This window comes from Sphingobacteruim zhuxiongii, from assembly GCF_009557615.1.
GTDB lineage: Bacteria > Bacteroidota > Bacteroidia > Sphingobacteriales > Sphingobacteriaceae > Sphingobacterium > Sphingobacterium zhuxiongii.
The window spans coordinates 2419564-2442118 of sequence record NZ_CP045652.1 but is presented as its reverse complement, the minus strand read 5'-3'; the positions used below and the strand labels follow the sequence as shown (position 1 = coordinate 2442118).

General features: G+C 36.9%; 26 protein-coding genes and 1 tRNA gene. 18 read left to right on the top strand and 9 right to left on the bottom strand.

Annotated elements, in window-relative coordinates; translation table 11 throughout:
* Window positions 1–86: 86 nt before the first annotated feature.
* Complete coding sequence (locus tag GFH32_RS10425) at window positions 87–1040, bottom strand: acetyl-CoA carboxylase carboxyltransferase subunit alpha (RefSeq protein ID WP_153513053.1); 954 nt, start codon at window positions 1038–1040, stop codon at window positions 87–89.
* A 189-nt stretch (window positions 1041–1229) separates the two neighbouring features.
* Here GFH32_RS10425 and GFH32_RS10420 point away from each other — a divergent pair, with 189 nt between their 5' ends.
* Complete coding sequence (locus GFH32_RS10420) at window positions 1230–2111, top strand: mechanosensitive ion channel family protein (RefSeq protein ID WP_153511556.1); 882 nt, start codon at window positions 1230–1232, stop codon at window positions 2109–2111.
* Here GFH32_RS10420 and coaA read toward each other — a convergent pair.
* The 5 genes from coaA to GFH32_RS10395 all read right to left on the bottom strand — a co-directional run bounded on the left by coaA (window position 2098) and on the right by GFH32_RS10395 (window position 5688).
* Entirely contained in the window at window positions 2098–3042 is a 945-nt protein-coding gene (gene coaA / locus GFH32_RS10415; RefSeq protein ID WP_153511555.1) for a type I pantothenate kinase, read from the bottom strand. The two genes, GFH32_RS10420 and coaA, sit on opposite strands and share 14 nt — an antisense overlap.
* Before the next feature lie 51 nt (window positions 3043–3093).
* Window positions 3094–3507, bottom strand: a complete 414-nt coding sequence (locus GFH32_RS10410) for an OsmC family protein (RefSeq protein ID WP_153511554.1) — start codon at window positions 3505–3507, stop codon at window positions 3094–3096.
* 9 nt (window positions 3508–3516) lie between these two features.
* A complete protein-coding gene (locus GFH32_RS10405) occupies window positions 3517–3885 on the bottom strand; it encodes a methylglyoxal synthase (protein ID WP_153511553.1) in 369 nt (122 codons plus the stop codon).
* Window positions 3886–3981: 96 nt separating this feature from the next.
* Entirely contained in the window at window positions 3982–4581 is a 600-nt protein-coding gene (locus tag GFH32_RS10400; RefSeq protein ID WP_153511552.1) for a hypothetical protein, read from the bottom strand.
* 33 nt (window positions 4582–4614) lie between these two features.
* Entirely contained in the window at window positions 4615–5688 is a 1074-nt protein-coding gene (locus GFH32_RS10395) for a patatin-like phospholipase family protein (protein ID WP_153511551.1), read from the bottom strand.
* Window positions 5689–5771: 83 nt separating this feature from the next.
* Here GFH32_RS10395 and GFH32_RS10390 point away from each other — a divergent pair.
* The 8 genes from GFH32_RS10390 to GFH32_RS10355 all read left to right on the top strand — a co-directional run bounded on the left by GFH32_RS10390 (window position 5772) and on the right by GFH32_RS10355 (window position 9900).
* Window positions 5772–5859: transfer RNA gene (locus tag GFH32_RS10390), tRNA-Ser, on the top strand.
* A gap of 166 nt (window positions 5860–6025) precedes the next feature.
* Window positions 6026–6307, top strand: a complete 282-nt coding sequence (locus GFH32_RS10385) for a hypothetical protein (RefSeq protein WP_153511550.1) — start codon at window positions 6026–6028, stop codon at window positions 6305–6307.
* A 3-nt stretch (window positions 6308–6310) separates the two neighbouring features.
* Window positions 6311–7249, top strand: a complete 939-nt coding sequence (locus tag GFH32_RS10380; RefSeq protein ID WP_153511549.1) for a phage integrase SAM-like domain-containing protein — start codon at window positions 6311–6313, stop codon at window positions 7247–7249.
* 1 nt (window position 7250) lies between these two features.
* Window positions 7251–7529, top strand: a complete 279-nt coding sequence (locus GFH32_RS10375; protein WP_153511548.1) for a helix-turn-helix domain-containing protein — start codon at window positions 7251–7253, stop codon at window positions 7527–7529.
* 266 nt (window positions 7530–7795) lie between these two features.
* The gene (locus GFH32_RS10370) at window positions 7796–8173 is read left to right on the top strand and encodes a hypothetical protein (protein WP_153511547.1); all 378 of its coding nucleotides are present in this window, start codon (window positions 7796–7798) and stop codon (window positions 8171–8173) included.
* Window positions 8174–8672: 499 nt separating this feature from the next.
* Window positions 8673–9080 carry a hypothetical protein gene (locus GFH32_RS10365; protein WP_153511546.1) on the top strand — a complete coding sequence of 136 codons (408 nt, stop codon included), beginning with the start codon at window positions 8673–8675 and terminating at the stop codon, window positions 9078–9080.
* Window positions 9077–9472, top strand: a complete 396-nt coding sequence (locus GFH32_RS10360; RefSeq protein ID WP_153511545.1) for a hypothetical protein — start codon at window positions 9077–9079, stop codon at window positions 9470–9472. Before GFH32_RS10365 ends, GFH32_RS10360 begins: the two co-directional genes overlap by 4 nt.
* 2 nt (window positions 9473–9474) lie before the next feature.
* Window positions 9475–9900, top strand: coding sequence for a protein-export chaperone SecB (locus tag GFH32_RS10355; protein WP_153511544.1), 426 nt, complete (start codon window positions 9475–9477; stop codon window positions 9898–9900).
* Between the two features lie 60 nt (window positions 9901–9960).
* On the opposite strand, the gene GFH32_RS10350 is transcribed toward GFH32_RS10355, so the two are convergent.
* Complete coding sequence (locus tag GFH32_RS10350; protein WP_153511543.1) at window positions 9961–10776, bottom strand: FRG domain-containing protein; 816 nt, start codon at window positions 10774–10776, stop codon at window positions 9961–9963.
* Window positions 10777–10900: 124 nt separating this feature from the next.
* Here GFH32_RS10350 and GFH32_RS10345 point away from each other — a divergent pair, with 124 nt between their 5' ends.
* Window positions 10901–11365, top strand: coding sequence for a DNA-packaging protein (locus GFH32_RS10345; RefSeq protein WP_153511542.1), 465 nt, complete (start codon window positions 10901–10903; stop codon window positions 11363–11365).
* Window positions 11366–11539: 174 nt separating this feature from the next.
* On the opposite strand, the gene GFH32_RS10340 is transcribed toward GFH32_RS10345, so the two are convergent.
* Window positions 11540–12897 (bottom strand): IS3 family transposase gene (locus GFH32_RS10340; RefSeq protein ID WP_228384108.1). Its coding sequence is split into 2 segments (ribosomal slippage): window positions 11540–12559 and window positions 12562–12897, totalling 1356 coding nucleotides; the frame shifts between segments, so codons are not numbered across the junction.
* A 62-nt stretch (window positions 12898–12959) separates the two neighbouring features.
* Here GFH32_RS10340 and GFH32_RS10335 point away from each other — a divergent pair.
* From GFH32_RS10335 to GFH32_RS10310, 6 genes are all read left to right on the top strand, one after another.
* Window positions 12960–13793, top strand: a complete 834-nt coding sequence (locus tag GFH32_RS10335; RefSeq protein ID WP_160366897.1) for an FISUMP domain-containing protein — start codon at window positions 12960–12962, stop codon at window positions 13791–13793.
* 1140 nt (window positions 13794–14933) lie between these two features.
* Entirely contained in the window at window positions 14934–15116 is a 183-nt protein-coding gene (locus tag GFH32_RS10330; protein WP_153511540.1) for a hypothetical protein, read from the top strand.
* A 39-nt stretch (window positions 15117–15155) separates the two neighbouring features.
* Window positions 15156–16850: a hypothetical protein gene (locus GFH32_RS10325; RefSeq protein WP_153511539.1), complete on the top strand. Its 1695-nt coding sequence runs from the start codon at window positions 15156–15158 to the stop codon at window positions 16848–16850.
* A gap of 243 nt (window positions 16851–17093) precedes the next feature.
* Window positions 17094–17405, top strand: coding sequence for an ABC transporter ATP-binding protein (locus GFH32_RS18515; RefSeq protein ID WP_153511538.1), 312 nt, complete (start codon window positions 17094–17096; stop codon window positions 17403–17405).
* The gene (locus GFH32_RS18510; RefSeq protein ID WP_409994062.1) at window positions 17402–17707 is read left to right on the top strand and encodes an ATP-binding cassette domain-containing protein; all 306 of its coding nucleotides are present in this window, start codon (window positions 17402–17404) and stop codon (window positions 17705–17707) included. Before GFH32_RS18515 ends, GFH32_RS18510 begins: the two co-directional genes overlap by 4 nt.
* Window positions 17701–18834, top strand: a complete 1134-nt coding sequence (locus GFH32_RS10310; RefSeq protein ID WP_160366898.1) for a hypothetical protein — start codon at window positions 17701–17703, stop codon at window positions 18832–18834. The genes GFH32_RS18510 and GFH32_RS10310 overlap by 7 nt, the downstream gene beginning before the upstream one ends.
* Window positions 18835–19109: 275 nt before the next feature.
* Here GFH32_RS10310 and GFH32_RS10305 read toward each other — a convergent pair whose 3' ends face one another.
* Window positions 19110–20825, bottom strand: a complete 1716-nt coding sequence (locus GFH32_RS10305) for a hypothetical protein (protein WP_160366899.1) — start codon at window positions 20823–20825, stop codon at window positions 19110–19112.
* 508 nt (window positions 20826–21333) lie between these two features.
* On the opposite strand from GFH32_RS10305, the gene GFH32_RS10300 reads away from it, so the two are divergent.
* Window positions 21334–21525, top strand: coding sequence for a hypothetical protein (locus GFH32_RS10300; RefSeq protein ID WP_153511534.1), 192 nt, complete (start codon window positions 21334–21336; stop codon window positions 21523–21525).
* A gap of 712 nt (window positions 21526–22237) precedes the next feature.
* The gene (locus GFH32_RS10295; RefSeq protein WP_153511533.1) at window positions 22238–22447 is read left to right on the top strand and encodes a hypothetical protein; all 210 of its coding nucleotides are present in this window, start codon (window positions 22238–22240) and stop codon (window positions 22445–22447) included.
* The last annotated feature ends 108 nt before the right edge of the window (window positions 22448–22555 follow it).

Genomic DNA, 22555 nt, shown 5'->3' with positions numbered 1-22555 from the left:
GTCTTTTTATCTAGTAAAGCATCCTCGCAAGACTCAAATCATAAAAAAAAGCGTCCTTTCAGACGCTTTCTCTATGTTTATTGTTATTATTCGTTAACAACGCCCATTTTGCTGAACTTATCAATACGTTCTGCAACGAGTGCGTCTTTATCTTTAGGAATTAAGAGTGCTAAATCCTCTAGAATTCTATTTTTCACATTGATTGCTGTTGTTTCCGGATCTTGATGAGCACCACCCAATGGCTCTGCAATAATACCATCGATTAATCCATTACCCAACATGTCTTCAGCGGTTAATTTTAACGCTTCTGCAGCACGTTCTTTGTGATCCCAACTTCTCCATAGGATCGAAGAACAAGATTCTGGAGAGATAACCGAGTACCACGTGTTTTGAAGCATGTATACGCGATCGCCAATACCAATACCTAACGCACCACCTGATGCACCTTCACCAATAACAATACAGATTACAGGAACTTTCAACACAGACATTTCCAGAAGGTTTCTAGCAATCGCTTCACCTTGACCGCGTTCTTCCGCCTCTAGTCCAGGATAAGCACCCATGGTGTCGATTAATGTAACAACAGGTTTATTGAATTTCTCTGCCATTTTCATCAAGCGTAAAGCTTTACGATAGCCTTCAGGATTAGCCATACCGAAGTTACGGAATTGACGCTCTTTCGTATTTTTACCTTTCTGATGACCGATTACCATCACGGGCTGCCCGCCGATAGAGGCAAAGCCACCAACGATTGCTTTGTCATCTTTTACCGTACGGTCGCCATGTAATTCAATAAAATCGTCACAGATAAGGTCGATATAGTCGAAAGTTTGAGGACGATCAGCATGTCTTGACATCTGGACTTTTTGCCAGCCTGTCATGTTGTTATATACCTCAAGCTTAGTTTGTTCGAGTTTTTCTTCCAGTTCGCGGATAGTCGCGCCCATATCTACTTTGGTTTTTTCTTCTACTTGCTTTACCTTTTCGATTTGAGTTTGTAAATCAGCGATAGGCTTTTCAAAATCAAATGTTGTTTCCATCATAAACTATTTGCTGCCAACATAGGCGAAGCTAAGTTAATTGTTTTTTAAGAAATTATGAAAACTAAATTATTCGAGGCTTCCCCGGGAATCCTCGATTCTGTTATTTTGTAGCTGATTTTGAGAGAAATAGAGCCGTATCCGGGAATGTTTTTTGTGCAATACATAAAATTTAATATCTTCATCAGCATGATTGCAAAAGCTGAAGACAACAAACCAAAGTTTCCGTACGTATTTTTCTTAAAAGTATTGTTCGTTATTGGTTTGCTCGCTGCTGACTATTATTTCAAAGCAGAGTTATCCCGTGAAGCGGATATAAAGCAAGTAATGCGGGGTTTATATACGTTCCTAATTCCAAGTATTTTCCTATCCTTCGTTCGTTTTATTGTGATTGTACTATATAATGCAAGGCATAAACATCGTGCGGTACGTGGAAACTTCGTATTGGGTGTTAACCGCCTGACCGCCGTATTAAATGTTGTGTTTGGTTTAATTGCTCTTTTAGTAAGCTTTGGAATCAATCCGAAAGACTTTATTACGGGCTTAACCATTGTTGCTATGGCAATAGCTGTGCTTTTTCGCGATTATATTACGAACATGATTTCTGGTTTAATCGTGATGTTTTCAGAGCAACTTTCCGTTGGTGATCGGATTAAAGTAGGGGAGCATCGGGGTAGAATTGTAGATATTACTTTTGCGAACTTGGTTTTGCAAGATGAGGAAGATGATATTATTATGGTTCCAAATAACTTGGTCTTTACAGCGACCTTTATGAACCTCTCGGCACACCAGTCTACTTTGTTTACGGTTCGTTTTGAGTTGCCTTTGTTGGCATCACTTCATATCGAAGAATTAGAGCAGGCATTGAAAGATAGTTTAACGACCCACCCGAACTTAAGTGATAAACCTGAGGACTTTCAATTGAAGGTTATTGAATTAGGGAAGGATTTTGTTCGCTATAAATTAGATCTTCATGCTGTCAGCAATAGCAACCGCATGCATCGGCAGTTAGAGAATGAGATTTTGAAAGAAGTGATTAAGTTTGAGCGAAGCGTCCTTAAATCTTCCTAACTTTTACGCGTTTAACAAAGTGATGTGATCCTTTTTTGAGGATAAGATCTGCGCGATAACGTGTCGGGAGAATATTTTCATGTAGGTTAGGTCTATTTATTTCGTTCCAAATACGTGTTGCCATTTCCGTACTCTCTTCTACACTCATATCTGCGTATTGATGGAAATAAGATTTTTCGTTTTGGAAGGCCGTTGCACGTAAAGATTCGAATCGGTCAATATACCAATCGACAATATTCTTTTCATCGGCATCCACATAAATGGAATAATCGAAGAAATCCGATACAAAGACCCCATTTCTGCGTGAATTCACTTGTAGGACATTAATCCCCTCGACAATTAAGATATCTGGTTGCGCAATGGTTATTTTATCTTGCGGAAGCACATCATACTCCAAATGGGAGTAGATCGGCACGGTAAGGGATGATTTTCCAGACTTTACATCTGATAAGAATTGTAATAATTCTTTGGTGTCATAGCTTTCTGGAAACCCCTTTCTGTTTAAGATGTCGCGACGAATCAATTCCTTATTCGGGTATAGGAATCCATCGGTTGTTACTAGTTCTACTTTTGGTTTATTTGGCAGCAAGGATAGGACTTTGCGAAGCACTCTGGCTGTAGTGCTCTTTCCAACGGCTACGGAACCTGCAATACCGATAATAAAAGGGAGTTGACTGTTATTGCGTCGGAAGAAGTCATTACTCTGCCTGTGAAGTTCCCGAAAGCCATTGATGTGTACATCGAGGAGATGAGCTAAAGGTACATAGATATCTTCAATCTCTTCCATGGTCAATGGTTCATTCAGGGCGTGTAATGCACCTAAATCTTCTTCAGCAAGCATATTACTCAGCTGACCATTTAACCTTTTCCACTCTTCACGGGTGAAGTTTTGAAATGGACTGGTAAAGGTATGTTCGCTAATTAATGGCATAACGTTCTTCTTAATTCGAGCGCAAATATACAATCTTCAACAATTTTCCGCCTATTTTGTTGTATCAATTACATTACTTTCTATAACAATTGGATTGTGCAACATCTTGTGGATGGGACATTTATCGGCAATTATATATAATCTTTTGATTTGATCTTCAGCTAGATTTCCCTCGAAAGAGATATGACAACGGATATAGGTTGTTTGTTGTAAGTCGCTATTTACCACCTCACTACTCAGCTGAATATTTATTTTTTTGACTTCCCAATTTTTACGATTGGCATACATACGCATGGTAATCACCTTGCAAGATCCAATAGATGCTAATAAGAGTTGGGTAGGTGTCAATCCCTTGTTCTGTCCGCCAAGGTCTAAAGGTTCATCGGCTAAAATGGATAGGTCGCCATAGGCTACTTTGGTTGTATAATTCTCTTCTTCTATAGTAACTTGTACTTCTTGTGCCATATTTTGCTGTTATTCTAATAATCCTTTAATAATTAATGATCCTGTTGCTGGGTTTGTGGCTAACGGCACGTTCCAGAGATCGCAAATGCGCATTAGCATCTGTATATCGGGTTCGTGTGGATGTTTACCTAAGGGGTCTCGAAAGAAGATGATACCGTTTATTTTTCCCTCGGCTGCCATGGCTGCTATTTGCGCATCGCCACCTTTGGGACCGCTGAGCTTTAGCTCAACTTCTAAACCTGTTTGTTGGATATAGGAACCTGTCGTTCCCGTGGCTACCAAATGGGCTTTGGATAGTTCTTCTTGATGGTCTTTTACAAAGGCAACCATTTCTGCCTTTTTACCATCATGTGCGATTAATGCAATCGTTTTTGCCATGTTGTGTCTTCTCTTTTTATGATCAATTCAACATTTGAAAGATAGTGAAAATCTTGCAAATCCAGTATGGCAGTGGTATCGGAATAATAAAATAGGCTATTGTTTGCGGATATTGTAGTCTTCGACAAGCTCATAAAGCTCTTTTGCTGTTATTTTTTTATTCTTATCGGTTTCCAGCAAAGCTAGTGTTACAGGTTCATCATCGATCATGTTTTTCAATTTCAAAATCCTGTTGTCCTTTGCTGATCCAAAAGGACCCATTGAATTGAAGAATAGAACAACATCGGAACCTTTCTTATGTATCCAGTATTCTGCAGACTTAGCCATAGGAACTAAAGATCCTCCAGAGGGATTTGATGACATATACGCTGCGGAAGACTTTTCGATAATGTAGATTGGGCCGCTTGAAGTGGACGCAAAAATACTGCGCTTTCTTTTATTTCGGTCGTACTCATCAAATGCGGAGATAAAGGTGATTCCCTTTTCGCTATCTTTCGCATATGTAAAGTCTTCAGGCCTTAATCTAACAGACTTGGAATCGTCGCCCATCTTAAAGCTAAGGGCGCTAGTCATGAAATTCTTGGAAATACTACCGTAAATAGTGTCTTGTGTATTATTGATATAATAATCCTGTTGGGCATAAACAACCTGCGTCAATCCAGTTAAGAATAATGGGAGTAGGAAATAAGATTTCATAAGACAATAATAATGTTCGATAAATTTAGTGAATTATAGTTTGTCTCGTAGAAATTTCCAAACAGAATAGCCTTCTTTTTCTAGCTTTTCTTCTGTTTTCAGCTTGTCGGCTACTAAATCTTTGGCAAGTGCTTCCAAGAGATCTTCGTTGTCGCTAATTAATTTGTCTGCTAAAGACACCAATTTCTGGATATTCGTTGCTGAGGCCGCATCTAGTGAAGGTTCAATGGAGGAAAGATTTGTAGGCTCTAAACGTATGTAATTACTTGACTTCTGTACCGATCGGAATAATTGTCGTAGAAAGAAATCATTGGATTCGGAAGATCCACTGGACATAATATCAACAAGGGCGGGTCCGATGGATATTGCTTTTTTCTTTTTAAAGTCGTCGTAGTTGTAGGCGTTTTTCGCTAATCCTGTTCCTAGAGAAAGGATATGTACGTCGCTAATGTCGAAGGTTTGGAAAGTTTTTAAAACTTCAATCAGAGCACATATACTAGGGTTATGAGCAAATACGCCACCATCAAGAAGTGGATAACGTGTTCCAGCAAGGGAAAATATTTGTGCTACCGCGAAATAGGTTGGCGCAGCAGTAGTAGCTCGGCATACATCCTTAAGAAGAAAGTCGCGTGATAGTCCATGTGAGATAGCCTTCTGTTGTCGAAAGAGATGGTTCTTACGCAGCTCGATGTTGTATGCGGTCATCAGGCAGGGCTTAATGAGTTGGCTGAGCTTTAAATCTCCGAAGTAGTCATTTAAGGTTTTCTCCAGCACATTGACGTCGTAAAGTTCGGTCAATAATCCAAATTGATTAAGGAAGCGACGCCAGCTACTAGTCGTAAATATGCCAGTTCCATGTTGCAAATAGATATCGACAGCTTGCTTGGCCGTATATTTTGGACGATTATTATTTTCTGGATCCGGACAGAGTAGGAGAGCGACTAATATACCGCCGGTACTGGTGCCAGCGAAGAATTCAAAGTAGTCAGCAATATGAGCCTCAGGTTTTTTCGTTATTCTTTGGATACGTTCTTCTAAGGAGACGACTAACATGCCCGGGATAATACCCCGTATACCACCTCCATCAATTGATAAAATACGCTTCATATATGTTGTGCGGCCTTTGAATTATTTTGAATTAAAATGCTGCTGAAGTTACGAAAAATTATATATTTGCAGCCACAATCTCAGGAGAGATGTCAGAGTGGTCGAATGAGCAGACCTGGAAAGTCTGTATACGGGATGACTGTATCGAGGGTTCGAATCCCTCTCTCTCCGCGAAATAAAAAAGGGGTCTATTTGCATAAAATAGCCCCTTTTATCTTTAAATCGCGTTTTCAGCGTAACGACTCTAGCTAAAAATATTAGGAAAATACTAAAAAGCTTAGTTTTTACGTATGTTTGTAAGTAAATGTTTTATGAATGTTTTATGAATTGGTAATAAATGGCTACGATTGCACCTAAGATTTTAAAGAAAAACAAGTATAATAATGACACCTGGAGAGTCGTGTATCGTCTCACTCACAAACGGGTTTCTCGATACATAAAGACTCGGCGATTCGTAACAGAACGCGACGTAATAAATGAAGACGATATAAGCGTAGACTATATAGTCGATTTTCTAGCAACGGACTTAAGGAAATATCGAAAAGCTATCGATGAAATTGAAGATATCGAATTGCTTTCCGTCGATGATGTTTTGAAGGAATTAACCGGTGATAAATAGGAAGTGAATTTTATAGAATTTGCTAAGCTTCATATATCTAGATTGAAGAATCAAGGTAGAGATAAAACGGCGAAACCATTCGTCACTGTTGTAAATGCGTTAACAGATTTCAACGGCCCTCAACTATACACCTCAAAGATAACATCAAGATTCCTGAAGCAATATGAAGGCTTTTTACGTCTTCCAAAAACAATCACCCGGAAACAGGGGCAAAGCGTGATTAAAAAGGAGACATTTTTAAACGATAAGGGATTAAACAATCACATGTCAGCTTTTAGAACATTATTTAATGAAGCAAAACGAGAATTTAACGACGAAGATACAGGTAAAATAGTCATAAGGAACAATCCCTTTTCTACATATAAGATACAGCCAAAGAAGCGTAAGAAGCATAAGAATTTAACAATAGTACAAATGGCTTCCATTAAACAGCACATTCCAAAAACAGTTAGAGGGTGTTTCGCTCGCGATATGTTTATGTTATCGTTTTACATGTGCGGGATGAATGCGGTTGACATATTTAATAACTGGGATCGTTTAAAAGAATGTCCAGAAAGGATAGGTTACAATAGAAGCAAGACAGAAGGGAAGCGCGAAGATGACGCTTTCATAAGCGTTAAAATCCCAGTAATTGCAAAAGAGATTATACAAAGAATTGATATGAAGTACAAAAATATTGATCGACTCAATAATACTCTATCTGTTGGCCTTCGTTCTTTTATGAATGACTTAAATCTCGAAGAATTAACAATGCTTCACGCACGACACTCATTTGCGACAATTGCTCGGAACGATCTGAATATATCAAAAGAAGATGTCGCAATAGCATTAAATCATGTAAGCGAAGAAAATAGAATAACAGACACCTATATAGCACCAGATTGGAGCAAGATTGATAGAGTGCAATCACAAGTAATTGACGTCATAAACAATAAGTATTAATATGGAACAAGTTATATTCGTTCAGATTAAACTATCTGATTTACAAGACATGATAAAAAAAGCGGTTGACGATGGTGTCAAAGATAGTTTCGAAAAATTTGTTGAACCTGAGCCAGTCTTAATTGATGGGGATGAAATGTGCGCTAAATTTGGCGTTACGCATGGAACTCTCCAAAAATGGAGAGATAGGAAAGAAATTCCTTTTATTCAAATTGGTGCAGTAATTCGGTACGACTTCAATAAAATAATCAAAATTAAGGAGACAAAACGAAAAAGATAATTTGCAATTACTAAAAATATTAGTAAATTTGACCTATCGCATATTTAAGTATATCCATATAAGGGAGATAACAGGATAGGTGCGGATCTCCCTTATTTAATTTGTCTTTTCATAATTTAGGTTTATAATTGGTTAGTAAGAATCCTCTATCGCTCGGTAGGGGATTTTTTAATTTGCTAAATCGACGATTTGTAGACAAAAAGAGAATAGATGTTTTTGGCAATACGATATTATTATTAACTTGGTTTTACCAAACTAATAAAACTATGCGAATTATATTTCTAGCGATGTCCTTTGGATTGCTTCTCTCTCTTTCGTCTTGTGAAAAAACCGATAACGATATTGACGAAGGAGGAATTGATAGCTATTATGTACTTTATCAAATTAGTGGAAATGGAACTTACGGTAGGTTTAGCGATTGGACTGTCACAACGCCAGGATCGCTATATAAAAATAACGGGTATCAAACAAGAAGCTGGAGTCAAACATATGGCCCGGTAAAAGCTGGGTTTCGTTGCGATGTCAATATCGGCAACTATATTTCAGGAGCACCTAGAATTATAATCTCGGTTTCGAAAAATGATGAACCATTTGCGATTAAAGTTTCAACAACCGGGCGAAGTGCATCCTATACGATACAATAGTTAGTGTTAGTTCACCTTGTGACTGAAGAGCCATTGGTTAATTGAAATCCTTACATCGAACAGGTGTAGGGATTTTTAATTGTTATTTTATTACGAATATTTAGTAGTTGTGCATTTTAATGCATTGTTGTTACAAAAAGTGCATTTGCAACAGGTATATTACAAAAAAGTTATTTTGATTAAATTTGCCCTACAATCGAATATCACCCCCTTAATTGAAGGGTGATATGTCTACGCTATGATCGAGTCGTTGTAGGCTTTAAAAAGAGCATAATAAAGATAGTGAACTAACCATTTAGCTTATTAAATTGGCGTGTAAGGTTGATTTATATCTAATGAGCCTTTATTCATGGGAGCACCATTTTTATATCAACTGCTAAATTATTCATATGTTTGATGTAGTTGTTTAATATGACGGGGATAATTGCTCTCTTGATAATTGACAAGTTTCATGTTTTACATAAGTTAGATAACTTAAAAAATGAATATTATTTAGTGAATGGCGTGGAATATAAAATCTCAACAATCTATTGAGGCAGCGGACACCTTATTGAGAGCAAGTCATTTCGGCAATAGTATTCATTGTTCGTATTATAGTGTGTTGCAAATTCTTTATCATATTATATCTGAGGAATTAGGAATGACTGAAGAAGAAATAAATAGAGGCATGACATTTGACAAGTCTTCTTCACATAAATGGATTATAAATAAGTCAATAGGCTTAATGAGAAAGCTCCCGATTCCAAAACCGCAAGTGTTAAAGCTAAATAGCCGTATAAACGAACTTAAAGATAATAGGGTTTTAGCTGATTACGGTGAGACGTTGATAGACGCTCATTTAGCGCGGTTGTCCTATAACGAATCTCAAGAAATAAAAGACGATTTAATTACAATATTCAAATTATGAAAATCGAAAAATTCATACAAGAAAATCTTTGCAAAATAACTGATAGATTTACCGAGTTAAAAATATCTTATTATAAGAATATCCTCTCTGAATCTCACATTCTGTTTTTTGAAAATATGTCTAATAAACCCGACGACCTAGAAGATTTTCAAGCAGATTTCTTGTTTGATATTTTAGACTTATACGATAAAGAATCTATAATATTTACCGATAATTTAGAGCATAATAAGTATTTGGAATTATTATATCAAGCAGTTGGATCTGAATACAGCGAATTTGATTGGACAACGTTTAATAATTATGAAAGTGACCTTAATATAAACATTGAGGTTAATGGAGGCTGCAAAGTTGTGGATTTGATCTCTGAATATTATTACGCGATAGCTGCATAGGTATGACTGAAATTAAAGTAAAAGACACTAAGGCTAAAATCAGCTTGGACTCAGTAATTTTTGAGGAACTAATAATTAAGAGGAGCCCTAAAAAACAAGGTGATTTTGAGATGAATATTTTTCCTGCTGGTCGGTTTTTAAAAAATAATAAAAAGTTTCAATTGAATCTAGTAATCGATTTAGTGGATAAAAATGAGGCTTTCACTATGAAATTGAATTCTGTAGCACTTTTTAGTATACATGATCCTGAATCAATAAAGAATGAAACAGCTTTATTTTATGTGAATGCGCCTGCGATATTATTTCCATATGTGCGCGCTTATGTAAATAGTATAACGTCTCTTTCTGGGTTAAAGCCTGTTGTGCTCCCTATTATGAATCTTTTATTTTTGAAAGACGAGTTGATGAAAAATATATCATACGAGTAAATAACTTACATAACATTTCAAGCCCCTTCCTTATTTGGTTGGGGCTTTTTATTTTAAGTTTTAACAAAAATATTCATCAAATGAGTAATTTATTTTTTTTGAAATACCTTCGACGCCTGGATATATCGAGTCGTAAGAAATACCTAGCTTAAATAAATCCCTCTTTATTTTTCGAAAATGATTTTTAGGAATTATTAATTTTTGTAAAAAAGCATCATTAAGCGGGTGGTTTATTAAACCTTTTTTATCATATCCAAAAAGTGTAAAACAAGATCCTTGATTCTTCATCCTTGAATCTAAGTAATGAGGCTTAATAGCGATTGGATATCTTACTTCGATTTTTTTGTCTTCTAATAAGTGAATATTAAAGTAATTATCTACCTCTTCCGTATTCTTTAATGAAGTGTAAATTTTAAGCTCATCCATTTCTTTGTTTTTTATTTCTTTAATATTTGATGCATTTAATTTTAAAGGGTCTAGTACCCAAATAATAGCTTCATTATCAGATCTTGTATTTTCAACTGCAAAAAATAAGGCAATCAAAGCATTGTCAGACCAATCTAAAAGTCTAGTTTCTGCTCCATAATGTTGCATAACGAATGTAGTCATTAGGTCGTTTTGTAATAGATTCTCATTATTTAAATAGGAATATGCTTCTAATTGAAAAAGGTTCCTTGTACTCAATTCTTTAACGTAAAATGGCTGCGTAGTACTTGGACCTTTAATGTATTCCCTAAATAGGCCAGGAGTTAAAAGTGTTTCACAGTAACTTTGATTTTCAGCTCGGTACCATTTTAAATTTCCTATAAATAAGCTCTGAGTTTTATCGATATATGTTAAGTAATCATTTATCGATGTTATAATGTTATGGTTCATCTGTTATCGGTTTGTACAAAGATAATAATTACTCAATATTCTGATTTGCTATGATTTTTAGCATTTGTTTGGTAGCTAAATATTTTTAGCTTAGTTTTGTTATTATTTTTAGCAAAATTTTAGCATGGCAGCACCAAAGGGAAATCAATTCTGGAAGTTACGTTCTAAACATGGGAGGGATAAGTTGTTTACTTCTCCTGAAATGCTATGGGATGCATCTTGTGAATACTTCCAATGGTGTGATGAAAACCCATGGGTAAAGAATGAAGCAGTCAAGTCAGGAGAATTGGCAGGGACAATAATTAGAGTACCTACATCAAGACCTTACACCTTAACCGGATTGTGTCTATACCTAGATTGCAACACAAAATATTTCAGTGATTTTGAAGCTAATTTAACGGAATCGGAGAAAGATTTTTCCGAAGTCATAACACGTGTGAGGGAAACGATCTATTCACAGAAGTTTGAAGGTGCTGCAGTTGGGGCTTTCAATGCCAACATCATATCTAGGGATTTAGGCTTGGCAGATAAGCAGGAACATGATGTAAGCGCTAAAATTGAACAGATTACGGGAATGGTGATTAAGTAATGCAAATAACCTTTGATACCAATGGAAACGACAAGCAAAAAGAAGTCTGCGTACTATGGAATGATCCAATAGTATCAGATATAGCTTATGGGGGTTCTAAAGGATCGGGTAAATCATGTACGTCATCAAAGTAAATTGGACACTTAGGTCTATTTCGTTAAGGAGAGATTGTTGTTATAAATTTAGTAATTTTTGTTGATTATATAATTGCCTTCTATTCTGAATAGAATTCATTTTAATTTGTTGTCTTTTTCTTAAAATTTGATCGGTTCTACCGAAATAGACATCTGCTGGAGTTAAGTTTTTGAGTGATTCATGATAACGTCTTTCATTATAATTGTCTACAAATTCTGTTAAAGTTTCGATAAGTTGCTCTGGATGATAAAAATGATTAAGTTTAACAACGTTTTTCATCGTTCGGTGATACCGTTCGATTTTCCCTTGTGTTTGGGGATGCATTGGCCTTCCGTGTACTTGCTTCATCTTCAGATCGCATTTAAGATAAGTTTTCAATTCATTTGATACGTAACAGGCGCCATTATCTGATAGTAATTTCGGCTTTGCCTTTGACTTCAATTTTGCTTTAGCAATCGCAGTATCTACCGTTCTTTTCACATCTTCGGCTTTCATGGAATCACATAATTCCCAATGAATGATATAGCGACTAAAATCATCCAAAACTGTACTCAAATAGTACCATCCCCAACCAATAATCTTGAAATAAGTGAAGTCAGTTTGCCACATTTGATGCACAAATGCAGTTTTATCCTTAAACTCATTAGCTGCTGAAATAAGAAAATGATTGGGTGCTGGGATTAAATCTCTTTGCTTTAATATTCTATAAACGCTTGATTCAGAAATGAAAACACCTTGTTCATCTGTTATTTTATAGGCTAATTCTCTGGAAGATAACTCGGTGTGCTTTAATGCAATCTCGACAACCAGATCCTTTTGCTCCTGGGGGATACTATTCCATTGTCTACGAGAACTTCTTTTGTTTGTTTCCAAACCAGGAAAGCCACTTTTAAGGTAATTTTGATACCATTTATAAAAGGTGCTACGTGCAATCCCAAAGCTGTCCAAAGTTGGTTTCACTCCGATTTCACTTCGTGTCACTGTTTGTATGATTTCGTATTTTTCGCCTGCTGATAATCGCATATATTTTCTGTATTTATGGATTAGTCCAGCATCTCTATACTTTTTTTTACAATATCATAGCGAACCACTAGATCTGCTACTATTTCCTTCAGTCGAGCATTTTCTTTCTTCAGATCGGAAACTTCATCACTGGTTGCTTCTCGCGTAACATCGCCTGAAAGACGTTTTTTGCCAGCTTCCATAAATTCCTTGTTCCAAGAATAAAACTGAGATTGAACAATATTATGTTTGCGACAAAGTTCAGCTACAGAAGTTTCTGCACGCAAAGCTTCCATCACGATTAAAATCTTTTGTTCTGAAGTGAAAATTCTACGGGTGTGTTTTCGAATGTCTTTGACAAACTTTTCAGCGCTCTTTTTCTTTGGAGTTTCCATAATTAAATCTAATGTTTTTAATTAAAACCCTCCTTAAGATTAGAATACTAGCTGTCCACTTTTTGCTGACAATCTACACCTACGGTGTAACACTGACATCTTTGACCTTTCCGACAGATCGTGGTTCCAATCGTACATTCACTAGTAATTTAAACTTTAATTTCACCAAGTCCTTTACGCCACAACTCGGAAAACGATACAAGATTATTATCGACTTCCTAACGACCTTTAGAAATGTAAATAACTTAGGACGTGTTGTTGATTGGGCCTATCATAATCTCTTCTATAATGATGCGACAAAAGTATATGGCTTTAGACATTACAATTCAAACGTTTATGAAAAAGGTGTTTCCGCCGGTGCAACCAATAGTGGGGAGTATTTTAACTGGAAGGCAGCGAAGCCAGGTAATGCACAGGCAACAGGTGTTGTTGATCCATGTACATTAGTTTACCCAGCAGGTCGGTGGAGAATGCCAACAACGGCAGAGTTTAACACGATTGTCAATATTCCAAACGGTACAACGGCAGCTATTCGAAAATCAAATGCAAGATCTAGCGATCCCGTGAGATACATCGATATTCGCTTAGGAACAGGGACATTCCCTCCATATGATGATTATACAAACGGACTACCGATGTTAATGCTAGGATATCGTAATGTTGGCAGTGAATCATTAACAAACTATAATACAGGGACGACTGGAGATGCCGTCCTATATTACTGGACGTCCAATGAAACGTCTAGTACCACAGCAAACTATTTTAGAGTGCAAAATAGCTCCGATAGCGGAAGCTTAATGACTATACTAAATCCCGCGACTAATTTAAAGACATATGGTTTTAATATTCGATGCGTTAGAAATAGATCCTACGTTTACCAGCCGAATATTAATTAGTAGAGACGAAGAAATTTATATGGTTGATTACATGAAGAGCCCCGATATGGGGCTTTTTTCTATTCTATAGACGAACAGCAACTTAACCGTAAATTGGAAAACTCAAATCTAACGACAAAAAAATAGCGTCCCGTTAATTGGCTAACGAGACGCTTTTACACTTTTTGCATCACACTACTAATGCAATAGCAAAATTATCAATAGTAGATTGCAATTCAAAAGAAAATGCCGTAAATATTCTAATGAAGGCAAAGAGCAATAGATTAAGGGGAGTTCTGTTGGTTTGCTATAGGAAGAAACCCAACGTATTAAATACAGCGTTGGATGCAGAATAATTACAAATTGTTATTCAGAATCTCGTTAGAATAACGACTCTTGTTCAATTTCCGAACTAGCCCTATCTAAATTTTTCACACATTTAATTTCAGTGCAAATCTAAAATTCATCGAATATGGCATTGGGAATTCTTTTCCACTCGCGCACTAAATACCATTTCTGAAAATTCTTGCACTGGATTTTGTATTTGAATCTTTATCTGCTTATTTCTAAGTGCAGTCGGTGGTTAGCATCCGAGGGATAGTGTGTGGAAGCCAACATGCCAAAGGTTGGCTTCGTCAATAATAAAGAGCTTTAGCTAATATTATCGAAGTCACTAGTCAATATTCTTCTATTATACTTAATAAATACTATATCCTTATTCTGTGATTTTCTTTCACAATGCAAGTGTATTCTTTAATAAATTTATCTCATTGAATGATTTTACATCGTTATTAAACGAAAATTTGAGCGCTTTGACTTAATTTTTTTGCGCACAATGTAGATTATCGATTACAAATAGACAGCTAACTATTCGTTAATTTTTAAATTGTTAAAGAAAGTTTTCCTCTAATGTGATAAATTAAATCTCTTAACGTCTTTTATGTAGATTTTTCTTTACGTTATAGAAAGCATATCTCTTGAGCAAGCTATTTGGCGATAATTGAAAAAGTTTTAATATTTCAAAATAGCGATTAATTTTGTCCCAGTTGCTTGAACATCACATACACACTAACGAGCACTCACATTATTTAGATTTAATTCCTGAGACGAGTTCGAGCGACTATGCACTATATTTTTGTATAAAGAAATTTTTATTAAAACATGAGAGTAAGAATTAACTGTTACGTGTCACCGGTAATTTGTTGTAAAACCGTGGCAATGGAGGATGGTATTGCTGCGGGGTCAGCAACATTAAAGCCAGGTAAATCTACGGATCCATTTGTTCCTGAGGTTGAAGATTGGACAGACAATGGAAGTCAGAGTAAAGATTTTGATGTCCTTTAATACCAGCAATTATTATCTAAAAAATTTAAACAGACCAAAATGAAAATATTATTAGGGAATTTCGAATCACATGTCATAAAACTATTGTTTATGACTTCCTTTTTTTTCCTTACTACGAGTTGCGAAAAGTCGAAGCAAGATGGGGATGCTCCGCAAGATGGAACAGTATTAAAAGTAAACGTGAGTGGTATTGATGATGAAATCAAAATTACGGAAATGAGCAGCTCTTCGAAGCCACAGTTATCCGCAAAGACGTCATTATCAAATAAGGAAGTGATGTCTACTTCGGGGGTTGTCGATGCTTTAGTAAGTCTGGAAGAGAATTCCTCGGCGAGAGGCTTAGAAAATATAAAACTTTCATCAAGCAATACAAGCGCGACCTCGCAAGGTATCAAAGCGACAAACTCGCCAATGGCAAGCACTGTCAAATACAGAATTTTGATTTATGATCAAAATAATAATTTAGTTCATAATAAAGTGGGAACGACGGGAACGGATCCTCTCATCGACGTTTACAAAGGATGGACGTACAAATGGTACGCGTTTTCTATAAATGAAACCGCCGGTGTACCTAACATAGATGCGTATGGAAAAGTTGCGAAAGCTAGCCTTACAAATAAGGATGTTTTATATGCGTCAGGGACGATTACTACAGTTGCAGGCTCAAATTTTCTGGGTATTGTTTTCAAACGGAAAACTGCAAATATCCAAGCGAAAGTCAACGTGAGAGGAATGTTTGCAACGATTAATGACGGAACGTCGGTTTCTTTAGGAGATGCATCGTCTCAGGGTAATGCTTTAATGACCATGGGAGATTTGGATGCTCGCACCGGTAATTTTTCAAACGTTACCACTGTGACTGCTTCTGTATTGGGTTCGGCTATGAAGGTTGATAATACAACTGAGGGTTCGGCTGTTAAGGTTGCTAATTTCTTTACATTGAATACGGCAGCAATCGCTGCTTCTACCTTGAAGGTTAAGTTTAGTCCATTAAAAATTAGATTAGACGATGCCCGTGAGCGTACTTTCACTTCTTTATCTTACACCGTAGCGAATGCTGTAACGCCTGCTATCGGAGCAAGGCACGTGGCTTCATTAAGATTAATTGAGTCCCCGGTGTTAGTAAAGGGGGTTTATTGGGCAAGAACGAATTTAATTTACAATGCAAGTAAATTAGATAAATACAGATTAAAATCTATGCCTGGAGGTACTGACGTTGATACTAAGGATCAAGATTTCTGGAACTTTATGTCGCAAACTCCAACGAGTCCAGCCTCGAATGTTGATGCATGTGCGTTGCTTTACCCGGCAGGAACATGGAAGATGCCGGATTTACCAACTTGGCAGTCCATGAATCAGCCAGACGGAAGAGAGGAGAGAATGGGCTTGTTTGTGGGTGCTGATTACGGATTTTATTGGAATAAAACAGCTAGTTACCCTACAAATAATGCATATGACGATAATCGCCTTTATATCTCTTTCGGAGGATATCGAACGACTTCAGGCGGTATTTCTGATAGTCCTGCTGGAGTATTTCTTGGAGCATTGGCAGCAGGTCAATGTCACTACTGGACTTCTACTTCGCAGAATGCATCACAAGGTAAATCAGTTCAATCTTCTATGTCGAAAATCGCTTGGATTTTTTCTTGGGGAAGTGTGACCTACCCGAATGCTAACAAAAGTGAAGGAAGGAATGTTCGTTGCATTAGAGCAATAAATAATCCAACATCGTAAGAAGAACTCTCTTGTATATTCAAATATATTTAAAGTTTAAAGGAGCCTCACATTAATGTGGGGCTCTTATTTTTGGGTATTCTAATCTAAAAACCTAAGATAAAATAGCCTTTCATTATTTCATTTCTTGCTAGCCGTAATTAGCGCCATACTATCCGTAAAAGTTAAAACATATTAAAATTATAAATCAAGAGATTTTATGTTTTACCTTGTTTGTAGCTAATGAATTAAGTTTGCTTGAAGATGAAGATTTCCAACTTCCAAAAGTCCTATACAAAGCGTCCCTTTCTTGATATTCCAGCATTGGAATTCCTTCCTGAAGTCTATTGGATACGAGGGGAAAATGGTGCTGGTAAATCAACCTTATTGAAATGTCTTGCCGGACTATCATCTTTCAAAGGAGAGATAGAAATCGATCAAGTTTCATTGAAGCGAAATCCCCGTCGCTACCTAAGCTATGTAAACTACGCACCAACAGAGCCTGTCTATCCTGATTTTCTAACCGGACGACAGCTTATCGATTTTTACAAAAAAGAAAAAAGGAACAGGCTATAAATATCGAAACACTGTTACATGAATTTCAAATGTCAGCATATATTGAATTTCAGCGGATAGCGGAGTATTCGAGTGGTATGCTTAAAAAGCTATCGCTCATATTAGCGATGATCGGTAAACCCAAAGTCTTGCTGCTGGACGAGCCCTTTATTACGCTCGATTTGCAAGCTATGGATAGCCTAAAAGATCACTTAGTTACATTTCAAAAAACAGGATGTACGGTCCCCTTAACAGCTCATTTGGGTTCACTTCCAATTGCTACACAGATTGTAGACCTTTCGCAATACCTTCGTACATGCTAAGGACCTTAGCCCTTGTGTTTGGAAAGACGTTCTATAAAAAGTATGCGAAACTTTTTATCATATGCTTCTGCTTAATCTTCAGTTATTTCTTTTTTATGCAAATCGCTGGAGTATTCTTATTCAATAGCAGAGACTTTTGGAGTTTGTTTCTCTCTATACAGGTAGCGATGGATCCGATCTTTATGCTAGGTTTTGTAGTATTTGCAACGCTATACGCTTTATTTGCACTAAACTTTATGCGCGAAGAACTGCGGACGGCAAAAAATCAGTTTCTAAAGCATAGCTTCTTTATCTTGACGAAGGGGAAGCGATGGAAGCGATTGGCTATTGTTTTTCTCGTAATCAATCTGCCAATACTCCTTTATAGTATTTACGCCGCTTTTGTTGCCAGCATTTTATATCACGATTTCAAAGGCTGGCTAGTCGCAATATATAGTATCAGTATCGCTATAATAAGCATGCTAGTATTTGATCGTTTTGCATTTAGGTATAGCCTTAATGAAAACATCAGTACGCGATTAGCTTGGATGATAAGGCCGAACTGGCCTATGTTTACTATAAATCTGCTTGCTTTAGGTAGGGGTAGTTCTGGGCTTATTCTTATCGTTAAATCGATTGGCATTCTGCTCTTGCTGGTCGCTTTTAGGTTGAGTCATTTGAATCCGGAAGAATTTGATACTCGGTTTATTAGCTTCCTCGCGCTCAGTCTTGCCTCGGTCAATGCCATGTTGGTTTATCGAGATTTCTTGTTTCAACGATCTAAAATGAGATTCGTGCTTAATTTTCCTTTATCTGTTAGTCAGCGTTATTGGGCAGCAGTACCTTTCTTGTGTATACTGCTGATTCCGGAATTCATCTTTTCGAGCATTAATCTCCCAATTGTTTCCTGCCTGTTTTTTATTCTTGCTAGTTTGATTTTTATATTGGCAATCCGAACCCTGATCTCTAATATTGGAAACAAACCTTTGATGGTTTTAAAGGTTTGTGGAGTCTGTTATTTCATTGGATTAATCCTTGTGTTGTATAATTTTAGTTTCTTTCTAATGCTGTTTGCATTCCTCTATTCTTTTCTATTTTTCAGAAGGTGCTATCGATATGAGCAATTGAAGGATTCTCAGGGGATGTAGGGAAAATCAAGTTGAGAATTCTTAGGATGGCTGTAGAGTAGGGTAAATCGCTAGGTCTTGCGTGTCACTCTGGATTGAATTAATTTTTTGATAAAAAAAGTTAACTTTAAATAGTAGGTGCGCGGTCCTGAGAAGACCGCGAAACCTAACTTGCTAACCCGGGCATAGAACATGCCCTCAAAAAGAAAGTCGCTATTAACTTTTGCGGGATGCTATGGTGATAGCATCCCGCTTAAAAGAATGTTATATTTTATAAGGAGCAGATTGCGTTGCTGCTATAAATCTTTAACGCAGCGTATTGGAAACCGGCTGTCACGTCGAGCCCATTGTTCAGATTGATCCGGGCCAGTATGTACAAAGCGATGCGATAAGAAATTGAACTGTTTACTGCTGTTTTCGTTTAATGCCAAGAAGATTGGTGGAGCGTAGAGATAGGTTTGGAGCGCCGCAGGGACACCATCTCTATTCGTTGCTGGCGTTGGATTCTGGCTATCGATGGCATGATATACGGCGTCAAAGTTTCTAAAGGTAGAAACCCCTGGTTCGCTCAATGGTATATTGTTCCTTACCACACCTCGTAAGCCTCCGCCGGCGAAAAACTTCAGCTTAATTGTCGTATTCGAAACTTCATCTTTTCCGGTAAAGTATAAATAGCCGGCTTCTGCTTTGGTTCCGTTTGTTGTGTTTCCAACGCCATTTGCTTGTACCCCGGTAAAGACACCACCCTCGACACCTTTTGCATCGACGACAACAGGAGCCCCTAATGCTTCGAAATCAGCAAGTGTCGGCATGCGCCAATTTCCCCCTGCAATTTTAGTACAAGGGTCATTGACCGGAAAAACGATAGCTGGACTCTCTGCCAATAGTGTGGTATTCATGGCTGGTAAAAGTGGGATTTCTGGCGATGCATAATTCCAGTAATCCGTTGCGCTATAGTCATATCCTGTTTCCTCGGGATTGCTTCTGTTGTAGTACACGCCATTTAAATAGCTCAGGTTACCTTTAGCCCAAACGCGCGTTCCAATAATAATGCCTGAAGGAATAAAGCTCAAATTTAATAAATATCGATATCCCGGAAGGATTTCAAACCCATTAATGGTCACCGTTCGAGAAGCAGTCCCCACGGTTACCGTAGCTTTAAAAGTCGATAGCGGATTGCTGCCGTTACAAATGATGTTAGGGGACGATGACACACTCGAAACATTGACCGGTGGAAAAACAAAACTTCTGGATTGCGCCGATGGACTCGTGGTAAAAGTCCCGTCTAACATCTTAATATTGTTGATCGTTGCATAGTGTCCCGATAGACTAGCAGTAACACCAGCAATTGGGCCAATACTGCTGGTATTCACGTTTAATATGACCTCACTCAAGAGGTTTTTCAATACCAGATTTAAATTGTTCGCTCCCGATTTTGGTGTGAAGCTGACATTTGCATATAATAGGGCATGATTTAACGTATTAGTTAGGCCCAAGCTTGTTATGACGTCTGTACTAATTTTTGATGTTGTACTTGGGGCGCTTGGAGTTGTTGTGTTCCCATAAGAAATTGCAACGAATTTATATTCTACGCCGCCGTCGAGTTTAAATGATCCTTCAGAACTCTCAGAACCTACAGTATAGACTTTGGTTTCTTTGAAATTTCCGTTTTTATCATATATTAAAATCCTATACTTAACACCCTTGTCGATTTTGTTGACGGAAGTCGCTTTCAATGCGCTGCTTGCGCGTAGGCTAGAAGGTTGAATATCTGTGCGATCCAATTTTGCAATTAGTTGACTGCCATCCTGTAGTTTGATGTGCTTAATTTGTGTGTCAGTAAGGGAACTTTTGCTTCCGCTATTGCTGGGTGACTCAAATGTTATGTCATTAACACTTACAGTCACTTCGCAATCACCGAAAGACGGTGTGACTTCATTTTTACTGCAGGATAAAATCATCCATAACATCAACGTGCAAAAGATGCTGATGATTACCCAATTGTTCTTCATGGTTCTTCTTAAATTCATAATAATTCTACTCTAATTGTATTAAAGCTATTTCGTTGCTATTCTGTGTGTTCAGTAATTACTGATGCGCAAAGATGTTTCTTTAATTGAGCGATAAAAATGACTTAACTCATTATTTAAATAATATGAATATAATTAATCATTAATATATTAGTTTAGTAGTTTTTATTCTACATAAATAATAGTAATCTATGCAAGTGATAATTGAATATTTTAAAGTATATATAGAAGATTTATGAATATAAAATGCTTTTATATAGATTATTACATATATTTTATTTGTTCTTTTATCTCTTTAAATCACATTGTTTAACTTTCAAATGTCGCTTCTAGATTTAATCACATATTTAATTATGATGTAAATCATTGTTTTATAAGAGAATTGACACAATCTTTGTGTACGTTCTTAAGCGTATTGATGAGGAATGAATGGAATGGGTGAGGCGCAATGCTAGGGGTTAATATGTGGGGATATTTAAACGATAAAAATATGGAAGTACTAACAAGAAAAGAGAAGATTTACAAGAAAAAGTACATTAAACCGTTAATTTCGGTGTTTATTATTGAGCTAGAAAATTGCATTGCCGTTGGGTCGGCGACGGTAGTGACGACCGGTAACACGGGAGATGTTTATGAATCATGGGAAGGGGAAGTTGTTCGTGATGAGGTGTCATCGTGGTAATTTATTTATATATCAACTGAATTTATACTCAAATGAAAATTTTAATCATCTTCGCCTTTCATAAATTATTTGATGAGTTAATACGGTCGTTGTGGGAAAAGCAATTTTGTTTTTATTGCTTGAAGACAACCTTGCATGTTTTCCTGTACATCATTTCGCTATCTATTAGTTTGCTAAACATGCCCATTTTCGGGGAAATGATGAAGGGAAAAACTTATCTAAGGAAGAGATTGGTCGATATGCAAGCTAATTTGCCGTTGATATAATGGAATAGATTCGCTCGTTTTACGAGGGTCATCATGCTGCAAAAGGAAACAGCGATGAAATTTTGTCTCCGTTTTGTTTAGTCTATTGATGCAAGTCATCGAAAAAGGAGTGAGTGATCCATAGCTGCTAAATTAGTTTGAAATAAAGAGTTTTTGTTTCAGAGTTGATTAAATAGGGGTGGTTTTTTTTTAGGAAAATCGCCTCTTTCATTTTATAGCCTGGAGAAGACTTGTTTGGTTATCAATACTCGCTAGAAAGTACCGTATAATTTGTTAGGATTCGTAGTAATATTGCTGTTATAAACATGGCGTACAGGAATAGGAAATATGCAATTAAATTGAGTAATGACTGTATGTGGGAATTGGGAAAGAAATCCTATAAGCGGGAGGTTAAATTTCTTCTGCAGCATCACAAACTTTTTTCTTTCCTTTGACGTTTTATACTTATGAAAAGATCGGATTTAATGAACTTGATAAAGGCAGGATACCATGTCTTACGAAAAGGAGAACCTATTAAAGTTGTCTATGATATCTGGTATTACTTAGACGAACAGGATGAGGAAGATACGGGCGTATTAGTCCTTAGTGATTTACTCAAGTGGTCTGATGCGGAGTTGGAAGAAGTAAGAACTACTCGTTTGGAGACGATTATTTAAGGAGTTTTACAAGCGTACCGCCGAAATTATAGCCGAGAATAAATATAACAACGAAAAGGGCAACTACTAAGAGAATGTTGGTGCTATCTTTTTTAATCATAAGCCCAA